Annotated in this window: 15 protein-coding genes; 11 read left to right on the top strand and 4 right to left on the bottom strand. The window is 45.2% G+C overall.

All coding sequences use genetic code 11. The features are described 5' to 3' along the window. The first annotated feature begins 30 nt into the window (after positions 1-30). The 4 genes from uvrA (at position 31) to QUA03_RS19380 (ending at position 4,046) form a co-directional block, all read left to right on the top strand. Complete coding sequence (gene uvrA / locus QUA03_RS19395) at positions 31-2,991, top strand: excinuclease ABC subunit UvrA (protein WP_333214085.1); 2,961 nt, start codon at positions 31-33, stop codon at positions 2,989-2,991. A 218-nt stretch (positions 2,992-3,209) separates the two neighbouring features. Beyond that, on the top strand, positions 3,210-3,626 hold the full coding sequence (locus QUA03_RS19390; RefSeq protein WP_333214083.1) for a XisH family protein: 417 nt from the start codon (positions 3,210-3,212) through the stop codon (positions 3,624-3,626). Continuing rightward, positions 3,614-3,934, top strand: coding sequence for a XisI protein (locus QUA03_RS19385; RefSeq protein WP_333214080.1), 321 nt, complete (start codon positions 3,614-3,616; stop codon positions 3,932-3,934). The genes QUA03_RS19390 and QUA03_RS19385 overlap by 13 nt, the downstream gene beginning before the upstream one ends. Next, complete coding sequence (locus QUA03_RS19380) at positions 3,915-4,046, top strand: hypothetical protein (RefSeq protein ID WP_333214078.1); 132 nt, start codon at positions 3,915-3,917, stop codon at positions 4,044-4,046. The genes QUA03_RS19385 and QUA03_RS19380 overlap by 20 nt, the downstream gene beginning before the upstream one ends. A 92-nt stretch (positions 4,047-4,138) precedes the next feature. Here the strand turns inward: QUA03_RS19380 and QUA03_RS19375 are convergent, their stop codons facing one another. Beyond that, complete coding sequence (locus tag QUA03_RS19375; protein WP_333214076.1) at positions 4,139-4,633, bottom strand: GAF domain-containing protein; 495 nt, start codon at positions 4,631-4,633, stop codon at positions 4,139-4,141. 164 nt (positions 4,634-4,797) lie between these two features. Here QUA03_RS19375 and QUA03_RS19370 point away from each other — a divergent pair, with 164 nt between their 5' ends. Both QUA03_RS19370 and QUA03_RS19365 read left to right on the top strand, forming a co-directional pair. After that, a complete protein-coding gene (locus tag QUA03_RS19370; RefSeq protein WP_333214074.1) occupies positions 4,798-4,956 on the top strand; it encodes a hypothetical protein in 159 nt (52 codons plus the stop codon). A gap of 63 nt (positions 4,957-5,019) precedes the next feature. Beyond that, positions 5,020-5,892 (top strand): alpha/beta hydrolase, encoded by an 873-nt coding sequence (locus tag QUA03_RS19365; protein WP_333214072.1) that lies wholly within the window; start codon positions 5,020-5,022, stop codon positions 5,890-5,892. A gap of 134 nt (positions 5,893-6,026) precedes the next feature. Here QUA03_RS19365 and QUA03_RS19360 read toward each other — a convergent pair whose 3' ends face one another. Then, positions 6,027-6,194 carry a hypothetical protein gene (locus tag QUA03_RS19360; protein WP_333214070.1) on the bottom strand — a complete coding sequence of 56 codons (168 nt, stop codon included), beginning with the start codon at positions 6,192-6,194 and terminating at the stop codon, positions 6,027-6,029. A gap of 859 nt (positions 6,195-7,053) precedes the next feature. Here QUA03_RS19360 and QUA03_RS19355 point away from each other — a divergent pair. The 4 genes from QUA03_RS19355 to QUA03_RS19340 all read left to right on the top strand — a co-directional run bounded on the left by QUA03_RS19355 (position 7,054) and on the right by QUA03_RS19340 (position 15,792). After that, positions 7,054-8,283 carry an acyltransferase family protein gene (locus QUA03_RS19355; protein ID WP_333214068.1) on the top strand — a complete coding sequence of 410 codons (1,230 nt, stop codon included), beginning with the start codon at positions 7,054-7,056 and terminating at the stop codon, positions 8,281-8,283. Between the two features lie 24 nt (positions 8,284-8,307). Beyond that, on the top strand, positions 8,308-9,750 hold the full coding sequence (locus QUA03_RS19350) for a hypothetical protein (protein WP_333214066.1): 1,443 nt from the start codon (positions 8,308-8,310) through the stop codon (positions 9,748-9,750). 295 nt (positions 9,751-10,045) lie between these two features. After that, positions 10,046-10,300, top strand: a complete 255-nt coding sequence (locus tag QUA03_RS19345; protein ID WP_333214064.1) for a hypothetical protein — start codon at positions 10,046-10,048, stop codon at positions 10,298-10,300. Beyond that, positions 10,300-15,792, top strand: coding sequence for a response regulator (locus tag QUA03_RS19340; protein ID WP_333214063.1), 5,493 nt, complete (start codon positions 10,300-10,302; stop codon positions 15,790-15,792). Before QUA03_RS19345 ends, QUA03_RS19340 begins: the two co-directional genes overlap by 1 nt. Positions 15,793-15,986: 194 nt before the next feature. Here QUA03_RS19340 and QUA03_RS19335 read toward each other — a convergent pair whose 3' ends face one another. Further along, entirely contained in the window at positions 15,987-16,694 is a 708-nt protein-coding gene (locus QUA03_RS19335; protein ID WP_006631855.1) for an ABC transporter ATP-binding protein, read from the bottom strand. Between the two features lie 317 nt (positions 16,695-17,011). Here QUA03_RS19335 and QUA03_RS19330 point away from each other — a divergent pair, with 317 nt between their 5' ends. Continuing rightward, positions 17,012-17,860, top strand: a complete 849-nt coding sequence (locus tag QUA03_RS19330) for a PEP-CTERM sorting domain-containing protein (RefSeq protein WP_333214061.1) — start codon at positions 17,012-17,014, stop codon at positions 17,858-17,860. Between the two features lie 237 nt (positions 17,861-18,097). Here QUA03_RS19330 and QUA03_RS19325 read toward each other — a convergent pair whose 3' ends face one another. Then, positions 18,098-18,877 carry an ABC transporter ATP-binding protein gene (locus QUA03_RS19325; RefSeq protein ID WP_333214059.1) on the bottom strand — a complete coding sequence of 260 codons (780 nt, stop codon included), beginning with the start codon at positions 18,875-18,877 and terminating at the stop codon, positions 18,098-18,100. Positions 18,878-19,151 lie beyond the last annotated feature (274 nt).

The following is a 19,151-nucleotide window of genomic DNA, read 5'->3' as shown; positions in this document are numbered from 1 at the left end:
GATGGTTAAGCACTGTTTTGCACTACTCTCATGTCCCAACGCGCCGAAACCTCAAACAGCCAGCCAAGTGCATCCCGCAACGGGCATAATGTGACGAATTCTCACTCAAACAACCAAAATACGATTCGGGTTCGCGGTGCGAGACAGCACAACCTGAAAAATATCGATCTGGAACTGCCGCGCGATCGACTGATCGTTTTTACTGGCGTCTCCGGTTCTGGCAAGTCTTCCCTCGCTTTCGATACAATTTTTGCCGAGGGACAGCGCCGCTACGTCGAGTCTCTCAGCGCCTACGCGCGCCAGTTTTTGGGACAGTTGGACAAACCGGATGTGGACGCGATCGAGGGGTTGAGTCCGGCTATTTCGATCGACCAAAAGTCAACTTCTCACAACCCGCGATCGACTGTTGGCACTGTTACAGAAATTTACGATTATCTCAGATTGCTCTACGGCAGAGCCGGAGAACCGCACTGTCCGATTTGCGATCGCTGCATTGCGCCGCAGACAATTGATGAAATGTGCGATCGAGTCATGGCACTTCCCGACGGCACTCGCTTTCACCTTCTGGCACCAGTTGTGCGCGGAAAAAAAGGCACTCACCGCAAATTATTGTCGAGTTTAGCTGCGGAAGGATTTATCCGCGTCAAAGTTAACGGAGAAATTTTAGAACTTTCGGAAAATATCGAATTAGATAAAAATCATACGCACAATATCGAGATAGTTGTCGATCGGTTAATTAAAAAACCCGGTTTAGAAGAACGTTTAGTTGATTCTCTGGCAACTTGTTTGCGCCATTCTGAGGGAATTGCGATAGTTGAAGAGTTACCGAGTGATGAAAATTCCGAACCACAGGGGCCGATCGTATTTTCCGAAAACTTTGCTTGTCCCGAACACGGCGCAGTAATGGAAGAACTTTCACCCAGGTTATTTTCTTTTAATTCGCCCTACGGCGCGTGTCCGAACTGCCACGGTTTGGGGAGTTTGCGGACTTTTGCGCCGGAGTTGGTAGTTCCCGATGAGAAAGCACCTCTTTATTGTGCGATCGCGCCTTGGTCAGACAAAGACAATTCCTATTATCTCTCTTTGCTTTGCAGTATTGCTGATACTTGCGGGTTTGATATCGACACTCCTTGGTATCGATTAAAGCCCGAACACCAGCGGGTAATTTTGTACGGCAATGAACAAAAGCGCAGCGGAGAAAGTAAAAAGCGCGACGGCAACACTGATTTTAGGAGAGATTTTAATGGCGTAATTTCCATGTTGCAGCGCCAGTACGACGATACTGGTTCTGATTTGATTAAGCAGAAGCTGGAACAATATCGGGTCGATCGCTCTTGCGAGGTTTGTCAGGGCAAACGCTTGAAACCCGAGGCGCTTTCGGTGCGGTTGGGACAGTACGGAATTGTAGATTTAACCAGTATTTCGATTCGCGAATGTCGCGAACGAGTAAATAATTTGGGATTGAGCGATCGGCAATTCCAAATATCCGATTTAGCCCTGAGAGAAATCAAAGCAAGGCTGCAATTTTTGCTCGATGTCGGGTTAGATTACCTGACTTTAGACCGCGCCGCAATGACGCTTTCTGGCGGAGAAGCCCAGCGAATTCGGCTGGCGACTCAAATCGGTTCTGGTTTGACAGGAGTGCTCTACGTTTTGGACGAACCCAGCATCGGACTCCACCAAAGAGACAACTTTCGCCTGCTGCAAACCTTAACAAAATTGCGCGATTTAGGCAATACTTTGATTGTCGTAGAACACGATGAAGAAACCATGCGAGCGGCCGACCATATTGTCGATATCGGGCCCGGCGCTGGGGTACACGGCGGCAAAATTATCTCGCAAGGAAGTTTAGAAAATTTGCTGGCGGCCGAAGAATCTTTGACCGGGGCTTATTTGTCGGGAAAGCGAGTAATTGAAACCCCTAATGAAAGGAGAAAAGGCAACGGCAAAGCTCTCTCAATCATAAATGCGACGCGCAACAATTTAAAAAATATCGATGTAGAAATTCCCCTCGGAAAACTCGTCTGCGTGACAGGCGTTTCCGGTTCGGGAAAATCAACTTTAATCAATGAATTGTTGTACCCGTCGCTGCAACACTATATCACCAAAAAAGTGCCTTTACCACCCGATATGGACGCCCTAAAAACTAAAGGGGAACGCTCTCTCGATGATGTGGTTGATAAGGTAATTGTCATCGATCAATCTCCCATCGGTCGTACTCCGCGCTCTAATCCCGCTACTTACACGGGAGTCTTTGATGTGATTCGGGATTTGTTTGCCGAAAGCATTGAAGCGAAGGCAAGAGGTTACAAAGCGGGCCAGTTTTCTTTTAACGTGAAAGGGGGAAGGTGCGAAGCTTGTGGCGGCCAGGGCGTGAACGTGATTTCGATGAATTTTCTGCCGGATGTTTACGTGCAGTGTGAGGTTTGCAAGGGTGCACGGTACAACCGAGAAACACTGCAAGTTAAGTACAAAGGCAAGTCGATTTCTGATGTTTTGAACATGACTGTCGAGGAATCTTTGGAAATGTTTAAAAATATTCCCAGGGCGGGCGTCAGACTGCAAACTTTGGTTGATGTGGGTTTGGGTTACATTCAGTTGGGACAGCCGGCGCCGACGCTTTCTGGAGGGGAAGCGCAGCGGGTAAAATTGGCAACGGAACTGTCGCGCCGCGCTACTGGGAAGACGCTTTATTTAATCGATGAACCGACGACTGGTTTGTCGTTTTATGATGTTCACCATTTGTTAAATGTGCTGCAAAGGTTGGTGGATAAGGGTAATTCAATTTTGGTAATCGAACACAATTTAGATGTGATTCGGTGCTGCGATTGGGCGATCGATTTGGGGCCTGAAGGGGGAGATAAGGGCGGCGAAATTATTGTGGCGGGAACGCCGGAGGATGTGGCGGCAAATCAGAGGTCTTATACTGGGAAGTATTTGCAAGCGGTTTTGCAGCAGCATCCTTTGGGGGAGGCTGTAGCTGTTAGTTAATAGTAACAGTAATTACGCAATTGGCATACTAAAATCAAATTGTAGGGTGCGTCAGGTGAGCTTTTATAACGATTATTGAGAGTTTAAATATTTGACGCACCTTACAACTGAAATTCGTACTACTCTAATGGGCGATCGGTTACACTTATTGGTGCGTAACATTCGGGTATAATATGTACTAATATTGTCCGATGTAAATCCTTGGGTAAAAGCTACAAATGGCAAAGGATCTCTTCCACAACACGGTCAAAATCGCCCTACAAAAAGATGGCTGGAAAATTACCCACGATCCCTACCAGTTACGCTATGGTGTTGCTGATGTCTACATCGATCTTGCAGCCGAAGAAGCGATCGCCGCTGAAAAAGAAGGACGTAAAATAGCTGTAGAAGTCAAAAGTTTCGCAGGTGGCTCCACCATTTCTGAATTCCACACCGCCCTCGGTCAATTCCTCAACTATCGCATTGCCATCGAAGTCTCTAGCGAACCAGAACGTATGCTGTATCTGGCAGTTCCCACCGATACCTACCAAATGTTTCTCAGATTTGAACCCGCAAAAACAGTCATCGAACGTTATGAAATTCGACTAATTATTTACAATCCAACTCGTGAGGCGATCGACCAATGGATAGACTAAACGAATACCGCAAAATTGTGTGTAACTTTCTCGAAGACTTTTCTACAAATGACGCAAATGCTCAGTTAATATTCGATTTCGCCCGCGATCGATATCTCGTTATGCACAACGAATGGCGCGACGAATATCGCATCTATGGGTGTGCCATGCAGCTCGATATCATCGAAAATAAAATCTGGATTCAACACAACAGTACCGAAATCTACATCGATCGAGAACTGATTCAACGTGGCGTGTCTCCTCAAGATATCATTCTTGGGTTTCGCTCCCCCAGCATCCGAAAACTCCTTGCCGCCAACTCTTGCTAGAGACAAAGGTTGGGAACAGTTAGATAGATATTTGGCTAGGTTGGGACAAGATTCCGGTTGGTTGGTCATTTTCGATCGCCGAGTGAATGCACCCAAACTCGAAAACGGTTGAACACTGAGATTCATACTACTCCAAGGGGGCGATCTGTTACATTATTCGAGGGTGAAATCCTGGTATATTATGTACTAATAGTAGACGCGATATTAACTATCTTGAATTGTGGGAGACATTGCCATATTTTGTGCTTGTGTCTGCATGAATTCAATATCCGATCGCAACCAAGTGCGGGGCCCGCTGCACTGATGAGCAATTAACAGCCCCCACAGTCCTTTGTTCGTTAAAATTGGCACAACTAAATTGGCGCGAACTTTCAGGCTACGCAGAAAATCTCGGTGGCATGGGTTAATTGGTTCTACTTCAATATCTGCAATTGCTTTAACTCTGCCGGCTTCGTACAAAGCAGCGTATTCGTCGTTAAAACACTCATCTGGCCCCGTTGAACCCAAGATTGAGAGTTCGATCGCGCTCAACATCTCGTAAGTCACTCGACCTTGCCACTGTCTGTAAAAATAGTACAGTAAGGCGCGATCGCTCTGCAAAATTTCTCGAATGTCGTAGAGGGATTGTTCAACTAATACATCGCGCTTTAGACGATCTGTCAAGCGGTTAACAATGTTTTGCAGGCGATCGCCCGACATAGTATTAACTCCTTTAATTCCTAGTACACTCGCCAGTTCTTAATTCTTGAACTTGCACAATTACCACACCTCAAATTGTTGCGCTTCGGCATTTTCGCGCGCTCGAAAATGAGTAATTTTTGGCTTAACAGTTGTCTGGATGCCAGCGACATTATAGTATTATTTTGACAGAGATAGCAATTTTTTTGGGAAACGGGCGATCGCGTCGGACCCCCCAAGCTACGGCTTTTTTGCGCGAAGAAGCACTGGCGGGACGCCTGTTCCACAAAGGAAGAGAAAAGGAACAGTTTACAAGTGCTGGGAGAATTGCTACATATGCCTAAAGTTGGTTCCTCTTAAACAGAGGAACTGCTAGGATATCTCGAAAGCTAGAGGAAGCATCAAATATGTCTGTGCTAGAAGCTGCTTGGAAACACGAATTTATCCCTACTAACGGCATTAAACTGCACTATGTCACTCAAGGTTCGGGGCCGCTGATGCTGATGCTGCACGGATTTCCTGAATTTTGGTATTCTTGGCGGCATCAAATCCCGGAATTTGCATCAGATTATAAAGTAGTCGCTGTAGATCTCAGGGGTTACAACGACAGCGACAAACCTCACGATCAATCTGCTTACGTGATGGCAGAGTTTGTGCAAGATGTCAAGGGCATTATTCAGGGTTTGGGATACGAAAGTTGCGTCTTAGTTGGTCACGACTGGGGAGGCGCGATCGCCTGGAATTTTGCTTATGCTTATCCCCAAATGGTGGATAAATTAATTGTGATGAATCTACCACATCCTGCCAAGTTTGCTGAAGGGTTACGCACTCCCCAACAATTGTTGAAAAGTTGGTACATCTTTTTGTTTCAGTTGCCAGTTTTGCCGGAGTTGTTAATTCAGTTGGGCGACTATCAGGCAATTTCGGCTGCTTTGGAAGGTATGGCAATTAACAAAAGCACCTTTACCCCCTCAGATATCGAAGCTTACAAAGATGCTGCTGCCAAACGGGGTGCTCTGACTGCTACTATCAATTATTACCGCAATATTGCTCGCGGATTTCTCGATCGCCAGAATTGGAGCGTGCTGCAAGTTCCGACGCTGATGATTTGGGGAGAAAATGATGCCGCCCTCGGCAAAGAGTTAACTTATGGAACAGCAGATTACGTCCGCGATTTTCAGATTCATTACATTCCTAATTGCAGCCACTGGGTGCAGCAGGAACAGCCGCAGTTAGTGAATCGGTACATGAGAGATTTTTTGGCAAGTAAGTTCATTTAATATTATATTCAGTTTGATCGGAATGCTACTGAGTCTGCGAGTAGGACGATCGCGATCCACTGAGAAAATTATTATTCCCATGCGAGCAGAGATATTCACCGACTGCTGATTCCCTCCGTCGTGCGCCCGCTCATTTAGCTGAGGTGAATGCGGTAGATTGCAATTACCTCCGCAAGTCCCAGCGAGTCAATCCAGGTGCGATTGATGGCGGGTGAAAGTGTGGGGTTGTGTTCTTTGACCAATTGCATCGCGCGATCGATGTCTGGCTGTTCCGTGAGCCGTTCTGCTCGTCCGTTCACCACAACGCTGCGCCAGTGGGGGAATTTCGGTCTAATTATTGCGTTTGTGAGGCGCCTGTTTTGTGATCCTAAACAAGTAGAGAATTTCCGTAAAGATAATTTGGGTTAGTCTCAAATATAATCTACGATATTTTTTGTTAAAAAATTTGTATGATTCTGGAAATAAACCCTCGGCAATTGCTGAGGGTTTATTGTTTTTATTAAATGGGGAGTGTCTAATTAATTAATAAAAAAATATTTGTTTTTAAAGTAATTTAAACAAACTTTCAGCCCAGATAAAGCCCAAACTAGCTTTATCTGCAACTTGGGCGTCCATGTTTTATTGTTACCAGCGAACAAAAGGCGATCGTCCCCTGGAATTCTCTGACACTAGATATAATCCGTCCTCAAAAAACATCGCCGCATAACCGCAGCGCGCAATTTAGGGATGGTTCACGCTGCAGTTATGTGGCAAATGCGATCGGCTTGACGCTGATAACCCGCCCCGCCCGGTCTGGGGTGACTGCTAAGCCGGGTCTATAATTCCCTCAAACGCTGGAAATCTTCTAGCTCGTGAGTGCAAACTGCCCTCATAGCGTAATTGGTGCGATCGATCGGCTTTCCCTCATCCTACCGGCTGGCGATCGGCAATAAACCTAGTGTATGCTTAATCACCTGTTAAAAGAATCAGATTTAACGATCGCAGCTTTCGATATTTCAAGGGTTTGAGAGTCTTCTTTACCACCTTGACAGGGCTGGCACTTATAACATAGAGTAGAATTTTTGCTGCAGCATCCTAAGAGCGATCGAGTACATCCTAGGCTTACCATCCTAACTGTCCTCACTGTTGCTATAAGTTTGAATTAAACGGAGATTTTTATTGATGAAGTATAATCGATTTCAAGAATTAGATATGATGAGAGGTTTTGCTGCCTGCTGGGTAGTGGCGGTTCATTTTTGGTACTTCAATTTCTTACCTCCATTTTTTGGATACAGCAACTTTTTGGAGTATGCAAAAGTAGTAGGTCCAGCCTCGACAATTGCCAAGTTTTTTCCCCTGCCATTTAATAGTGCAGGCAATACAGTTTTTGATGTGCTGAATATATTTTTCTTGCTGGGATATCAGGGAGTTCATATTTTTTTCATTCTCAGTGGTTTTGGACTGGCTTATTCAAGAATTTTAAAACCTGATGAAAGCTGGAGCATTTTTATGAGAAAAAAATTTTTCCGGCTCTACCCTACCTACTGGATACTTTTAGCTGTCTCTGTGATAATTCCTAGGTTAAGAGCGGATTTATTTTATGGCTATTTTGATTGGTGGTCATTTTGGAGAAGTTGGATAATTCTCGATAAAGCCATACCATTTTCTTGGTTTATGTTTCCACTAATTCAATTTTATTTGTGCTTTTATTTGCTCTTTAAATATTTAAAAAAAAATACTATTAGACAGTTTCTCTTCACTTGTTTTGTTATTAAAGTTATCTATACATTTTTAGTTTTAATATTAGGCTTTAACTTTAAGGTATTTTCGCCAATATTGGGCGATCTCAGTTATCCAGGCTATTTAGCAATTTCAAGGTTATTTGAGTTTTGTTTAGGAATGGCAATGGCCAAGGTTTATGCAAGTAATCCTACTCTATTAATTAATTACCTAACTAAGCCCGTCACAATAGCCATAGCAATAATTTTTGAAATGTTGGGTATTATGGGTTCCTTTGAATTTTCAAATCCAAAATTTCTAGGTATATATTTCCCTTTTGGACTGTGTTTTTATGATGCTTTCCTGGGATTGGGCATATTTGTAATTGTCTTTAATCTTTGTAGGAGTTTAATAAAACTTTCAGACTTAACAACGAGATTTTTAACATGGATTTCTAAAATTTCCTATGAACTATATTTAACGCAGTTTATAGGGTTAATTGTTATACCCAAATTTTTTACTGTGGTAGTGCGAGGTGAACCTTCACTTTTGACTGCTAGCCGTGCTATTTTACTTTATATATTAATTCTCCAACTTTGTATAGTTAATGCTTGTTTATTACAACAGCTAACAAACTCGATCGCAAGTCGATTTAGATTAGCGATGGGTTCCTTTACCTCTGAAATAAAATAACCTAAATTAGTAGTTAATAGTCAAGTGTTATCAAAAACTAGAATTCTGAATTTGTTTCTCGGCCTTTTAATTGCCCTCAGCCTAGAGTTGTTCAGCGGAACGACAACTTTTGCTCAAAACATTGAAACAATTAAAATTTCCGGTACTGCTGCGGGTGTCAGCACTCGCTACATCGGTGCAGTCGAGGGCAATATCAATTTCGACATCAAAGATTTGCAAGATTTGGGAATTAATACCTACCGCATTTACGGCGGGATGTCCCGGTGGGAACCCGAAGACGACGACGGTAAATACGGTTGGCCATCTATTGACGAAATTAAGACAAATCCAAATATAATTAATTGGGCGCATTGGGATCAGATTATGAGTAATCCGCCCCAGGGTAGCGATTATTGGTGGTCGGGACAACCCGGTACGGTTTGGCAAGGCAATGCCAGGACTATTTTTAATACTCTCAAACAAGCAAATATTCGCCCGGTTGTGAGTATTCGGAATGTGGATAATAACTGGAATCCGAGTTGGGCGCTGCAACTGAATCCGCCGCGCACAGGAGAAGATTGGAACGAGTGGTGGGAACACGTTTTTGCTACGGTTTATTGGCTGAATGTTCGCAATGATTACCGCGTTGATGATTGGGAAATTCACAACGAACCGGACAATCGCGATCAGGGTTGGGGCGGGACTAGGGCTGACTATTTTGAATTGGTTAAGGTGGCAAAAGATGCGATCGACTTTGTTTACCAAACTTATTTGCCGGATCGCACTTACCACATCCATGGCCCGAAAACCGTAGGGGGCAGCAATTGGCCGGCTAGTGCTTTGCAGGAAATACCGAATTATTTCGATACAGTCAATGTCCACAACTACGATGCAGATATTTCTAACTACACCCGCAAAGTGCGCGGCTGGATGAACGGTACTGTCCGCGCTAACTCGCAGCTTTGGGTAGGAGAATGGGGAACTTACGAAATTAGCTACGGCGATTTATCTTTAGCTTTAAATTTGATTAAGAATTTGATTCGAGGTTCTCAACCTGGGGATAATTATATTTACGGAAGTCACATATTCTGTTTGTACGACTGGGGCAAGCCCGCAGGGGCGGAAGGTTTGCTAGGTGACGGGGGAAAACGGCGCGCGGGCTACTATGCTTTGCGAATGGGAATTAGGGCTTTGCAGGGCGGGAAAGCTACCTTTTTTCCTATCACTAACAGTTCCGATTTAATGGCAGTTGCAACTCTTGATGCTAGCAAGAATGTTTACTTGCTGGTTGTCAATGACCGAGCAACATCTTACACTGTTAATGCTGATATTTCGGAGCTGATAAAAACTGGTAATGGCACGGTGCGGGAGTTCAGTTCTCAAACAATGGATGAGGTTGTTGGTAGCTTAAGGCTGAAGGGCGGCAATGCGAGTTTTGCACTGGCGGGGAACAGCGCTATTCTCATCAAGTTCGATCGCCAGAAGTGAAGCTCAAATCCTCTGGGCCATAATTGGGATAAGATAGAATTAGTTATGCTCAGAATTATTTATTTTCTGCCTGTTTGGCCCTCGAACCCTCGAACCCTCGAACCCTCGAACCCCTAATTGTACAGTTGCCATACCTAAGTCGTCCTGTTGTGATTCCCCTCCTGTCGCTGGTAAATTGGTAGGGTGCAGGTATCTTGCCTCAAACAGAATGCGAGCGAGAGTTCCGTTGAGGGGCAGAAAGTAGGGTGCAGTCCAGACAATCGCAGAAATTCTTGCTCGTAAACCTGCAGCAGTTATGCTAAGCGAGGAATTGCCCGCCAGCCTTCATGTCCGCCCTCTGTCAGATAGTATTGGTTCTGAAAGTCAGAAGCCGTTAATTATCAGGATATGGCACGGAATTAATTTTAAATGCCAAGATGCTGGAAGTATGGGTGAGTTGAATCGTACAGAAACTTTGAGCGCGCTTGGAAATCTCGCGGGTAAAGCCTCTCAATCAACCTGCTGCTCGCGATCGGCTTTTTCCAACAAATATCACTTTTATGCCCCCTGATGTTTATTCCCTCCCTCAGTCAGGTCATCAACCGCAATCCCCTCACCGTCACCCCTGAGACGCCCGTAGAAAAGGCGATCGAGCTGATGAGTAGCACAGGAGCCAGTTACGTCCTCGTGGTAGAACCGCGCGGGCATTCTCAACTCGGAAATCCCACCAACGGGACTTCCCCACAATCGCGGGAACAGTCGGGTTTCTACAACGGCAAACGGCCTGCGATACACGCAGGAGGCAATGGGCTGCGTCTCAACAGCTCAAAAGCTCCCTATCCGAACAGCCAGACAGTGCTGGGGATTTTTACCACTCGAGATATCGTACAGCTAAATTCCATCGGCGCTGCTTTGAGGGGATTTGCGATCGAGCAAATCATGATCAGAACCGTAACTGTAGCCAGAGAATCGGAAATTCCCGACTTTTTTGCCTTAGCAAATCTGCTGGAGAAAAATCAGATCAGCCATTTGCCGGTCGTTAGCGAGGCTGAAGAACTTGTTGGTTTAATTAGCTCTCAAAGCTTGGTGCAAATGTTGCAGGGAATTGGGGAATCGACACCAAAAGCAACTAGCAGCACTTCCCCACCTGCGGCTTTCGCCTTCCCTCCGCCGCTGCCAATTGTGCATCAGAAATTAGAGCTGCCCGCAAGTTTAATTAAACTTTATCAAATCCCTCAAATAGCAGCTTCAAGAATAATTCACGCTCCTTCTAATTCTTCAGTTCGCTACTTGGCGCAACTGATGTTTAGACACCATGTTAGTTATGTATTAATCACTGAAACCCCCGATCAACACTCGACTGGTGCGGCTCACAATTCCAAATTTACAAATCCCAACATTCACAAACTGGTTGGGGTGGTAAGTTCGCGGGATATTGTGCAGTTGCAGGCGCTGGGAAGAGACTCTAACAAAATTAAAGCGGGAGCAATTTGCAGCAGTTCGCCGCCGCTGGTGCGATCGCACTCTACCCTCGAAGCAGCCGTCGCGCTGCTGCAAAAACACTACTGCCAGTTGCCTTTATTAGTCATCAACGAAACAAATCACCCGATCGGGATTATTAATCCTAAAACTATCCTTTTACAAGCGCTGGATTCAAAATCTCTGCATTCTGGCTTAATTGCTTTGCAGCGCCAGCTAGAATCTAGCAACGCTCAATACAAAAAACTCTCAGCAGAAATACAGCGGACAGCAGCAAATAGCCACGAGATAGCTGAAATTTCTCACCACACTTTCGTAGAGCGGCCAAATCTCCCCCATGCAGTCAACAATCAGGGGATTTGGGACTGGAATCTCGAAACAGATGAGTTTTTTTATTCGGCGCGGTGGCAAGAAATGCTGGGCTACCAAGAAGGGGAAATCTCGAATCGCCGATCGGAATGGTGGAGTCGCATCCACCGAGATGATATTGACTCGGTAAAGGCAGCTTTAGAAGAACACTTCGCCCAAAAGACACCGGATTTTGCAGCAGAATATCGGATGTACTGTAAAGACGGCAGCACTGTCTGGGTGCTGAACCGGGGTCAAGTTTTACGCAGCGTTACTGGCAAACCGCTGCGGGTAGTAGGAACTCATACAGATATTACTCTAAACAAGGAGTTTGAAGTCAAAAACCGCGAGCATGATCGAGAACAATTCCATCTATTTGACTCTTTGAAAGCAACAGTAATTTTCCACATAGATGCGGCGGGGGTTTGGAAATTTCTCAACCGCGCTTGGACGGAAATTACGAATTATGCGGTTTCCGAAAGTTTGCAAACTAATTTTTTAGAGTGGGTGCATCCAGATGAGCGCGAGCAATGTGCAAATTTATTGGAGTCTTTGCTGTCGGGGAAGTCGGAATTTGAACGGCGAGAACTGCGATTTAAGTCCAAGTCGGTTTCGGGCAAAAATTCCTTGGGAATTCACAGTAATTCCGGCTTTGTTTCCGTAGAACTATTTGCCCAAGTTCGCCGGAATTCGCAAGGCGAAATAGCGGGAATTTTCGGGACTTTGCACGATGTCTGCAACCGCCTCGAAGGAGTTGAGGAACTGCGGGAAAGCGAGCGGGCAATTCGATCGCTCTATGAGGTAATGGTGAGCTCGGAAGGCTCTTTTGACGATCGAACGATCCGGTTGCTGGCAATGGGCTGTAGTCAGTTTGGGATGGATATCGGGCTGTTGGGCAGGGTTTTGGGCGATCGCTACGAAGTGATTGCGGCTTATGTACCGGAAGATTTTCCCTTTGGATTTGCTAAAGGAGACGGTTTTGCTTTGAGCAGAACCTTTGAGCGAGAGGTTTTGCGATCGAGCGAACCTATTTCTGTCGAATCAGCCGGCACTACTCAGTGGCGCAACCACCCCGCTTACAGCGTCCGCAAGTTGGAGGCTTTTGTGGGGACGAGGGTAATGGTGCAAGGGCGAATTTTTGGCACTTTGAGCTTTACTTCCCGCACCACTAAATCTCCTTTTAAACCGCTGAATTTTGAAATTTTAAAGTTGATGGGCAATTACATCGGCGCAGAAATTGCCCGCGAAGAGCGAGAGCGAACTTTGCAACGTCAGTACCAGCGCGTTTTACTACTCAAACAAATTACTCAAAAAGTGCGATCGACCTTAGATACTCAAGAAATTTTCCAAACTACCGCCACCCAAATCGGCCGCGTATTTGGTGTCAATCGCTGTACAATTCATACCTATCTTTCCGAACCTTATCCCCACCTTCCTTGCGTCGCGGAATACTTAGAGCCCGGTCACGAATCGGCTTTAGATTTAGAACTTTCTGTCACTTATAACCCCTACACAGAAAAACTTCTCGCTGAAGATATAGCCCTGGCATCTCCCGATGTGTTTGCCGATCCTTTGCTGGAATCTTCGGGGCCGATGTGCCGTCGCATCGGATTAAAATCTATGTTGGCTGTTCGCACTTCCTATCAAGGAGAACCAAATGGAATTATTACTTTGCACCAGTGCGATGCAACTCGCCAGTGGAATCCCGACGAAATTGAACTGTTAGAAGATGTTGCTGCTCAAGTTGGCATTACCTTAGCTCAAGCCCAACTTTTAGAAACGGAAGTTCAGCGACAGCGACAGTTAGCAGAGCAAAATGAAGCTTTGGATCAAGCACGACAAGCGGCGGAAGTTGCTAATAGAGCTAAGAGCGAATTTTTAGCGACTATGAGTCACGAAATCCGCACTCCGATGAATGCGGTAATCGGGATGACGGGCTTGCTGCTGGATATGGAACTAACTCCTGAACAGCGGGATTTTGTGGAGACAATTCGTACCAGTGGCGATGCTTTGCTGACTATTATTAATGATATTCTCGACTTTTCCAAGATTGAATCGGGAAAATTGGATTTGGAGCGCAGCCCCTTCGAGCTGCAAAACTGTATAGAAGAATCTCTAGAATTACTGGCTCCGAGAGCCTCAGAAAAAGGTTTAGAGCTGGCTTACTTTATTGATGATTCTGTGCCAAAAAATATTTTAGGAGATGTCACGAGACTGCGCCAAATTTTGGTAAATTTGCTGGGCAATGCAGTAAAGTTTACAGAATCGGGAGAAATTGTAGTGTGCTGTACGGCTAGGCAAATTGAACAGGTAGCTGCTAATAGTTCACCAGATAAAATTAATATTCTAGCGCCACAACCGCTATTAATTAACCAGGGAGAGTTGGCACGTAGCAAACAATACGAGATTCAATTTGCTGTCCAAGATACGGGAATTGGCATTCCGCCAGACCGGATGGATCGCCTGTTTAAAGCTTTTTCGCAGGTGGATGCTTCGACAACGCGACATTACGGCGGGACGGGTTTGGGACTGGCTATCAGCCAGCGTTTGAGCGATATGATGGGCGGTACAATGTGGGTTGTCAGCCAGGTTACTCCGGGAAGTTCTAAGTCTCAACCGGGAGTTTCTGCGATCGGACAAAGTATCGCTGGAAGGTCGCCTGCAGAATTTACTCCGCCGTCGATATCGGGTTCGGGTTCGATTTTTTATTTCACGGTGACTGCTGAAGCGAATGACCTCCGGGCTGAGGAAAAAAGACCGGAATTTGCCGCTGGTAAGCACTTGTTAATTGTTGAGCATCATGCCATTAATCGGCAAGTTTTGATCCGTCAGGCAGAGTCTTGGGGAATGATACCCGTGGCTGTAACTTCGGGTGCTGAGGCTTTGGAAATCATCAAAGGAAACTCGCCGCTCGATTTAGCTATTTTGGCGATGAATCTACCAGATATGGACGGTGTGGCGTTGGCTGTGGAGATTCGGAAATTTGAGCTGAGCAATTTGTCCGGCGGCGACGGCCTAAATCCGAATGTCATCGTTAAAAACCCTCGCAAAATTGCCCTACCTTTGGTGCTGTTTACTTATTTAAGTAAGGCCGAAGTTTGGAAAAAACTTGAAACTACAGAGGTACATTTTTCTGCTTTTTTAACTAAGCCTTTAAAACAGTCACAGTTTTATAATGTGTTGCTGCAAGTTTTTGGATATGTTACTGGCAGAAGCGGCAGGGGAGAAGTTTCAAATGTGGTGACTGTGACTTCGGGATTGAAGTATTTTGAAAATTCTCAAGAACAGCACCGCGTGCAGCGGACGCCTGCTGTTTTGAGGCAGGTTGCGGCGAATTCTGGCGGACAGGATGCAACTAATTCTAGTCAGATTCGGATTTTGCTGGCTGAGGACAATGTGGTGAATCAAAAAGTCGCTACGCATTTACTCGACAGGATAGGATATCGGGCTGATATTGCGGCTAATGGGTTGGAGGTTTTGGAGGCGCTGAAGCGGCAATCTTACGATGTTGTGCTGATGGATGTGCAGATGCCGAACATGGATGGGTTGGAAGCGACGCGCCGCATTTGTCAGGAATGGCCTGCTAACAAGAAGCCGAGAATTATTGCGATGACTGCTAATGCGATGCAGGGCGATCGCGAAAAGTGTCTGGAAGCAGGTATGGATGATTATATTACTAAGCCGGTGCGCCGGGAAGAGTTGGCGATCGCCTTGAGCAAGTGTTCACCTCTGATTCGGGATGAATTGGATGCGGTTAATGAGGAAAAAAATCAAGATATTTCTGATCAAGTTGACAGTGAAAGGGCGGGATCTTCGAGCGTTCAACCGGGAGCAGATTCGCCGATAGATTTTCATATTTTGCAAAATCTCCGCGAGCTAGATGATGATGAAGACCCAGATTTTTTGGGGGAGCTGATTAAGATATATTTGGTAGACGCACCGCAACATTTAGAAACTATTAAGGAGGCTATTTTTCTGGGAGATGCTGATAGTTTGAAGCTGGCTTCTCACACCCTGAAGTCTAGCAGCGCCAATTTAGGAGCCGTGTCTTTTTCTGCTGTTTGCAAGGAGTTGGAGTATATGGGTCGCGTGGCGGTTGAGTCTGGAGGGGAACAGGTTTTTGATGTGAGTACGGCGCGCGATCGCCTCTTGGAAGCTCAAGCGGAGTGGGAAAAGGTGCGGGCGGCTTTTGAGACGGAATTGGAAACGGGGAAGTTGCGATCGCAAATAGGGTAATTTGTTATATCAATTCCGGTTGCACTCCTCCGGGATTGTTGACTGTTGACTGTTGACTGTTGACTGTTTGAACAATACCGATGCAACCGAAAACGATATTATTTGTTATTTGTTGGTTTTTGGTTGTTAGTTGTCAGTTTCAATGCCCAATGCCCAATGCCCAATGCCCAATGCCCAATGCCCAATGCCCATATTTAACTTTCACCTAAATATGCTTTGCGAACAGTTTCATTTGACTGCAAATCACTAGCAGTACCAGCGACTACAACCTGACCAGTTTGGATGACATAGCCGCGATGGGCTACACTTAAAGCCATGCGGGCGTTTTGTTCCACCAGTAAAATAGTTGTTCCTTCAGCATTAATATCGCGGACGATCGCAAAAATTTGACTGACTAACATCGGTGCCAATCCCATACTCGGCTCGTCCAATAATAACAAGCGGGGGCGCGACATCAAAGCCCGGGCGATCGCCAACATTTGCTGTTCGCCGCCGCTGAGAGTTCCCCCTTTTTGACTAATTCTTTCTCGCAAACGAGGAAATAAATTTAATGCTTTTTCCATATCGGACTTGATGCCGAGAGTATCGTTGCGGAGATAAGCACCCATTTCCAGGTTTTCTTGCACCGTCATGCGCGGAAAAATCAACCGCCCTTCGGGACTTTGAGAAATCCCCAAACGGACGATCGCCTCTGTAGATAGTGCTTCTAAAGGCTTTCCCTCAAATAATACAGTGCCTTGGCGCGGGCGCAGCAGTCCTTGAATCGTGCGGAGAGTTGTAGTTTTCCCCGCCCCGTTGCTGCCGATTAATGTCACAACTTCTCCCTGCGAGACTGTTAGCGATACTCCTTTGAGAGCGTGGATATTTCCGTAGTAGGTGTGAATGTCTTTAATTTCCAACATAATTACTCTTTCTGCTTTGTGCCTTATTATATTATCCCGACTTATTATAAAATTTTATTGCATTTATTTAAAATCAAGCTTTTTTATAGTAAGCAGTAATTTTACTTAGATCAACACCAGCCCTAGCTCCCATACAATGTATTTTTTGTAGCTGTGGCGACCAACTTTACATAATTTTTACTTAAACATAAGATTTCTTGACAGTAGCTTTACAAAAATCTCTAAGTAAATAGGTAGTATTGATACGTAAGCGAAACCCACTGCTACAACTTACCAATAACAACACTTAAAATGTTTCAAATTTAAGGAAATTCACCATGAAATTCAATCACATTAGTGGAGCGATCGCATTTTTATTAGCAACTCCTTTAGTAACCAGCTTGAGTGTAGGTGTAGCGCCCAGCCGTGCTGCCACAATAGCAGGTTCTGCAGCAGCAGTAATGATTGACAACATCAGTCACACACCGACTGACACAGGTACATTTACTAACATTAACACTTACACTCAGGCCATAGCTAACAGCGGTTCAGTTATTAGCGAGGCAACTGCTGATGCAGTTTTTATATCTAACTGTCACGAATTGCTGGCAGAAAATCTCTCGCAAAGTGCAGTCATAGGCAGCGGGAATAACTATTCCGGTTTCGCCCAAAGTCAAGCAGCAGTGATCGGCGACTTCTTCATTGATGCCGAAGAAACTTTTTCCTTCACTTTTCAGACATTTTTAGCTCTTTTAACATCAGTTGACAACCCCCAATCCGAACGCGCCAGGGCGGGTGGCAGTATATCTTTCTGGGTGATTAACACTGTTACTAACATTTTGTTAGACTCTTTTCAATTTGCCATCAGTTTAGACTCTTCTAGTGGCTTTTCTGCAAATGCCTTCGTTAGCAACAGCTTTAAACCCACACAAATTAACTTTAATTTTCTGGCTGAAGGAAGTACAGCAGCTACCCTCCTGTATACTTCTGGGGTATATTCGCGGACATTCAACAGCGCCACTAACTTAACATTGGTAGAAGTTAAAAACAATATCGCAAAGGCAGAAGCAGAAGCAGAAGCAGTTCCAGAACCGAGCACAGTATTAGGTACTGCAATCTTTTTAGGATTGTTTGTCAGGCAGAGAAAACACAAGAAACAAATGTCGGAAGTCAAATCAAAACTTTAGGAAAAACCCCGGATGTTAATCCGTAGGCTGTTCGAGGCGCACCTCCTATCGTTTCCGTTGAATTGCTCGTTATAAAATGCTGTCGCCGTGGGTGTGTTGATAAATATTATCGGTTTGAATGACAGATTGTTGGTGAAACCCGCCCTAATTTTATTGGGTTAATTGGCTGAACATTATCTCGCTTCTTCCGAGGATAAACACTGCCCACGTCACTTATCTGTCGGCACACAATACCCATTAACCATGTCCATCTTCTTCTTTTCCCAAATATGCCTCAATCACGCGAGGATCGGCGCGAACTTGATCTGGAGTTCCCTCAGCAATTTTAGTACCGTACTCCATAACACTCACGCGATCGCTAATTCCCATCACCACTTTCATATCATGTTCAATCAGCAAAATACTCAAATTCAACTCATCGCGAATCCGATAAATAAAGCGAGTTAAATCAGCCGTTTCGTTAGGGTTCATCCCGGCAGTCGGTTCGTCCAAAAGCAACACTTTCGGATCGGAAGCCAAAGCCCTGGCAATTTCCAATCTGCGCTGGTCTCCGTAGGAAAGGTTTTTTGCCAACTCCGGCGCTTTAGCAGCACCTAAACCGACAAAATCAAGCATAGTGAGCGCTTTTATTTTAGCTTCCCGCTCCTCCAGATTTGCAGCGGGAGGGCGGAGGATTGCACCCAACAAACCTGTTTTCAATCGGCAGTGCCTACCTACTAAAACATTATCCAGCACAGTCATGTTGTTAAACAAGCGGATATTTTGAAAAGTTCTAGCAATGCCGAAAGTTGTCAGGCGATCGGGCGGTAAACCCGTGATATTTTTCTGTTCCAAAAGCAACTGACCGCCACTCGGTTTGTAGATACCTGTCAGCATATTAAAAAAAGTAGTTTTGCCCGCACCGTTGGGGCCGATCAAACTGGCGATCGAGCCTTTTTCCAAGGTTAAACTAACCTGGTTGACCGCAGTCAAACCGCCGAATCGCATTGTAAGTTGCTGTGCTTCTAATAATGACATTTTGGTTGTGATTCCTAATATTACTTAAGCGGTTATAGCTGGGATTCTATATAATACCAAATCGGCTCTGTTAAAGTGCGTCAGCTTGGCTGTGGTGGGATGCTCGTTACCACAGGGAAAGATTTGGGGATCGGAATGCGTTACAGAAAGTCTTGGGCTAAGCTTCATGACTGCGTTTCGGTTTAAGGTTTCCCCTTGGGTAGTGCCCTGAAGGAAAGGATTAAGAGAATTAAACTGAATTCAAAGAAAGTAGGCGTTTAGAGTTGTAAATTAG

Source organism: Microcoleus sp. S36b_A4 (assembly GCF_036700645.1).
Lineage (GTDB): Bacteria > Cyanobacteriota > Cyanobacteriia > Cyanobacteriales > Microcoleaceae > Microcoleus.
Note: the sequence above shows the minus strand (reverse complement) of the source record. Positions and strands in the feature narration are given on the sequence as shown.

Bases quoted from the DNA above. Each gene is read 5' to 3' on its own strand.
- uvrA (WP_333214085.1), top strand. From the start codon at position 31: ATGTCCCAACGCGCCGAAACCTCAAACAGCCAGCCAAGTGCATCCCGC.
- QUA03_RS19390 (WP_333214083.1), top strand. From the start codon at position 3,210: ATGGCAAAGGATCTCTTCCACAACACGGTCAAAATCGCCCTACAAAAA.
- QUA03_RS19385 (WP_333214080.1), top strand. From the start codon at position 3,614: ATGGATAGACTAAACGAATACCGCAAAATTGTGTGTAACTTTCTCGAA.
- QUA03_RS19375 (WP_333214076.1), bottom strand. From the start codon at position 4,633: ATGTCGGGCGATCGCCTGCAAAACATTGTTAACCGCTTGACAGATCGT.
- QUA03_RS19365 (WP_333214072.1), top strand. From the start codon at position 5,020: ATGTCTGTGCTAGAAGCTGCTTGGAAACACGAATTTATCCCTACTAAC.
- QUA03_RS19355 (WP_333214068.1), top strand. From the start codon at position 7,054: ATGAAGTATAATCGATTTCAAGAATTAGATATGATGAGAGGTTTTGCT.
- QUA03_RS19345 (WP_333214064.1), top strand. From the start codon at position 10,046: ATGCTAAGCGAGGAATTGCCCGCCAGCCTTCATGTCCGCCCTCTGTCA.
- QUA03_RS19340 (WP_333214063.1), top strand. From the start codon at position 10,300: ATGTTTATTCCCTCCCTCAGTCAGGTCATCAACCGCAATCCCCTCACC.
- QUA03_RS19335 (WP_006631855.1), bottom strand. From the start codon at position 16,694: ATGTTGGAAATTAAAGACATTCACACCTACTACGGAAATATCCACGCT.
- QUA03_RS19330 (WP_333214061.1), top strand. From the start codon at position 17,012: ATGAAATTCAATCACATTAGTGGAGCGATCGCATTTTTATTAGCAACT.
- QUA03_RS19325 (WP_333214059.1), bottom strand. From the start codon at position 18,877: ATGTCATTATTAGAAGCACAGCAACTTACAATGCGATTCGGCGGTTTG.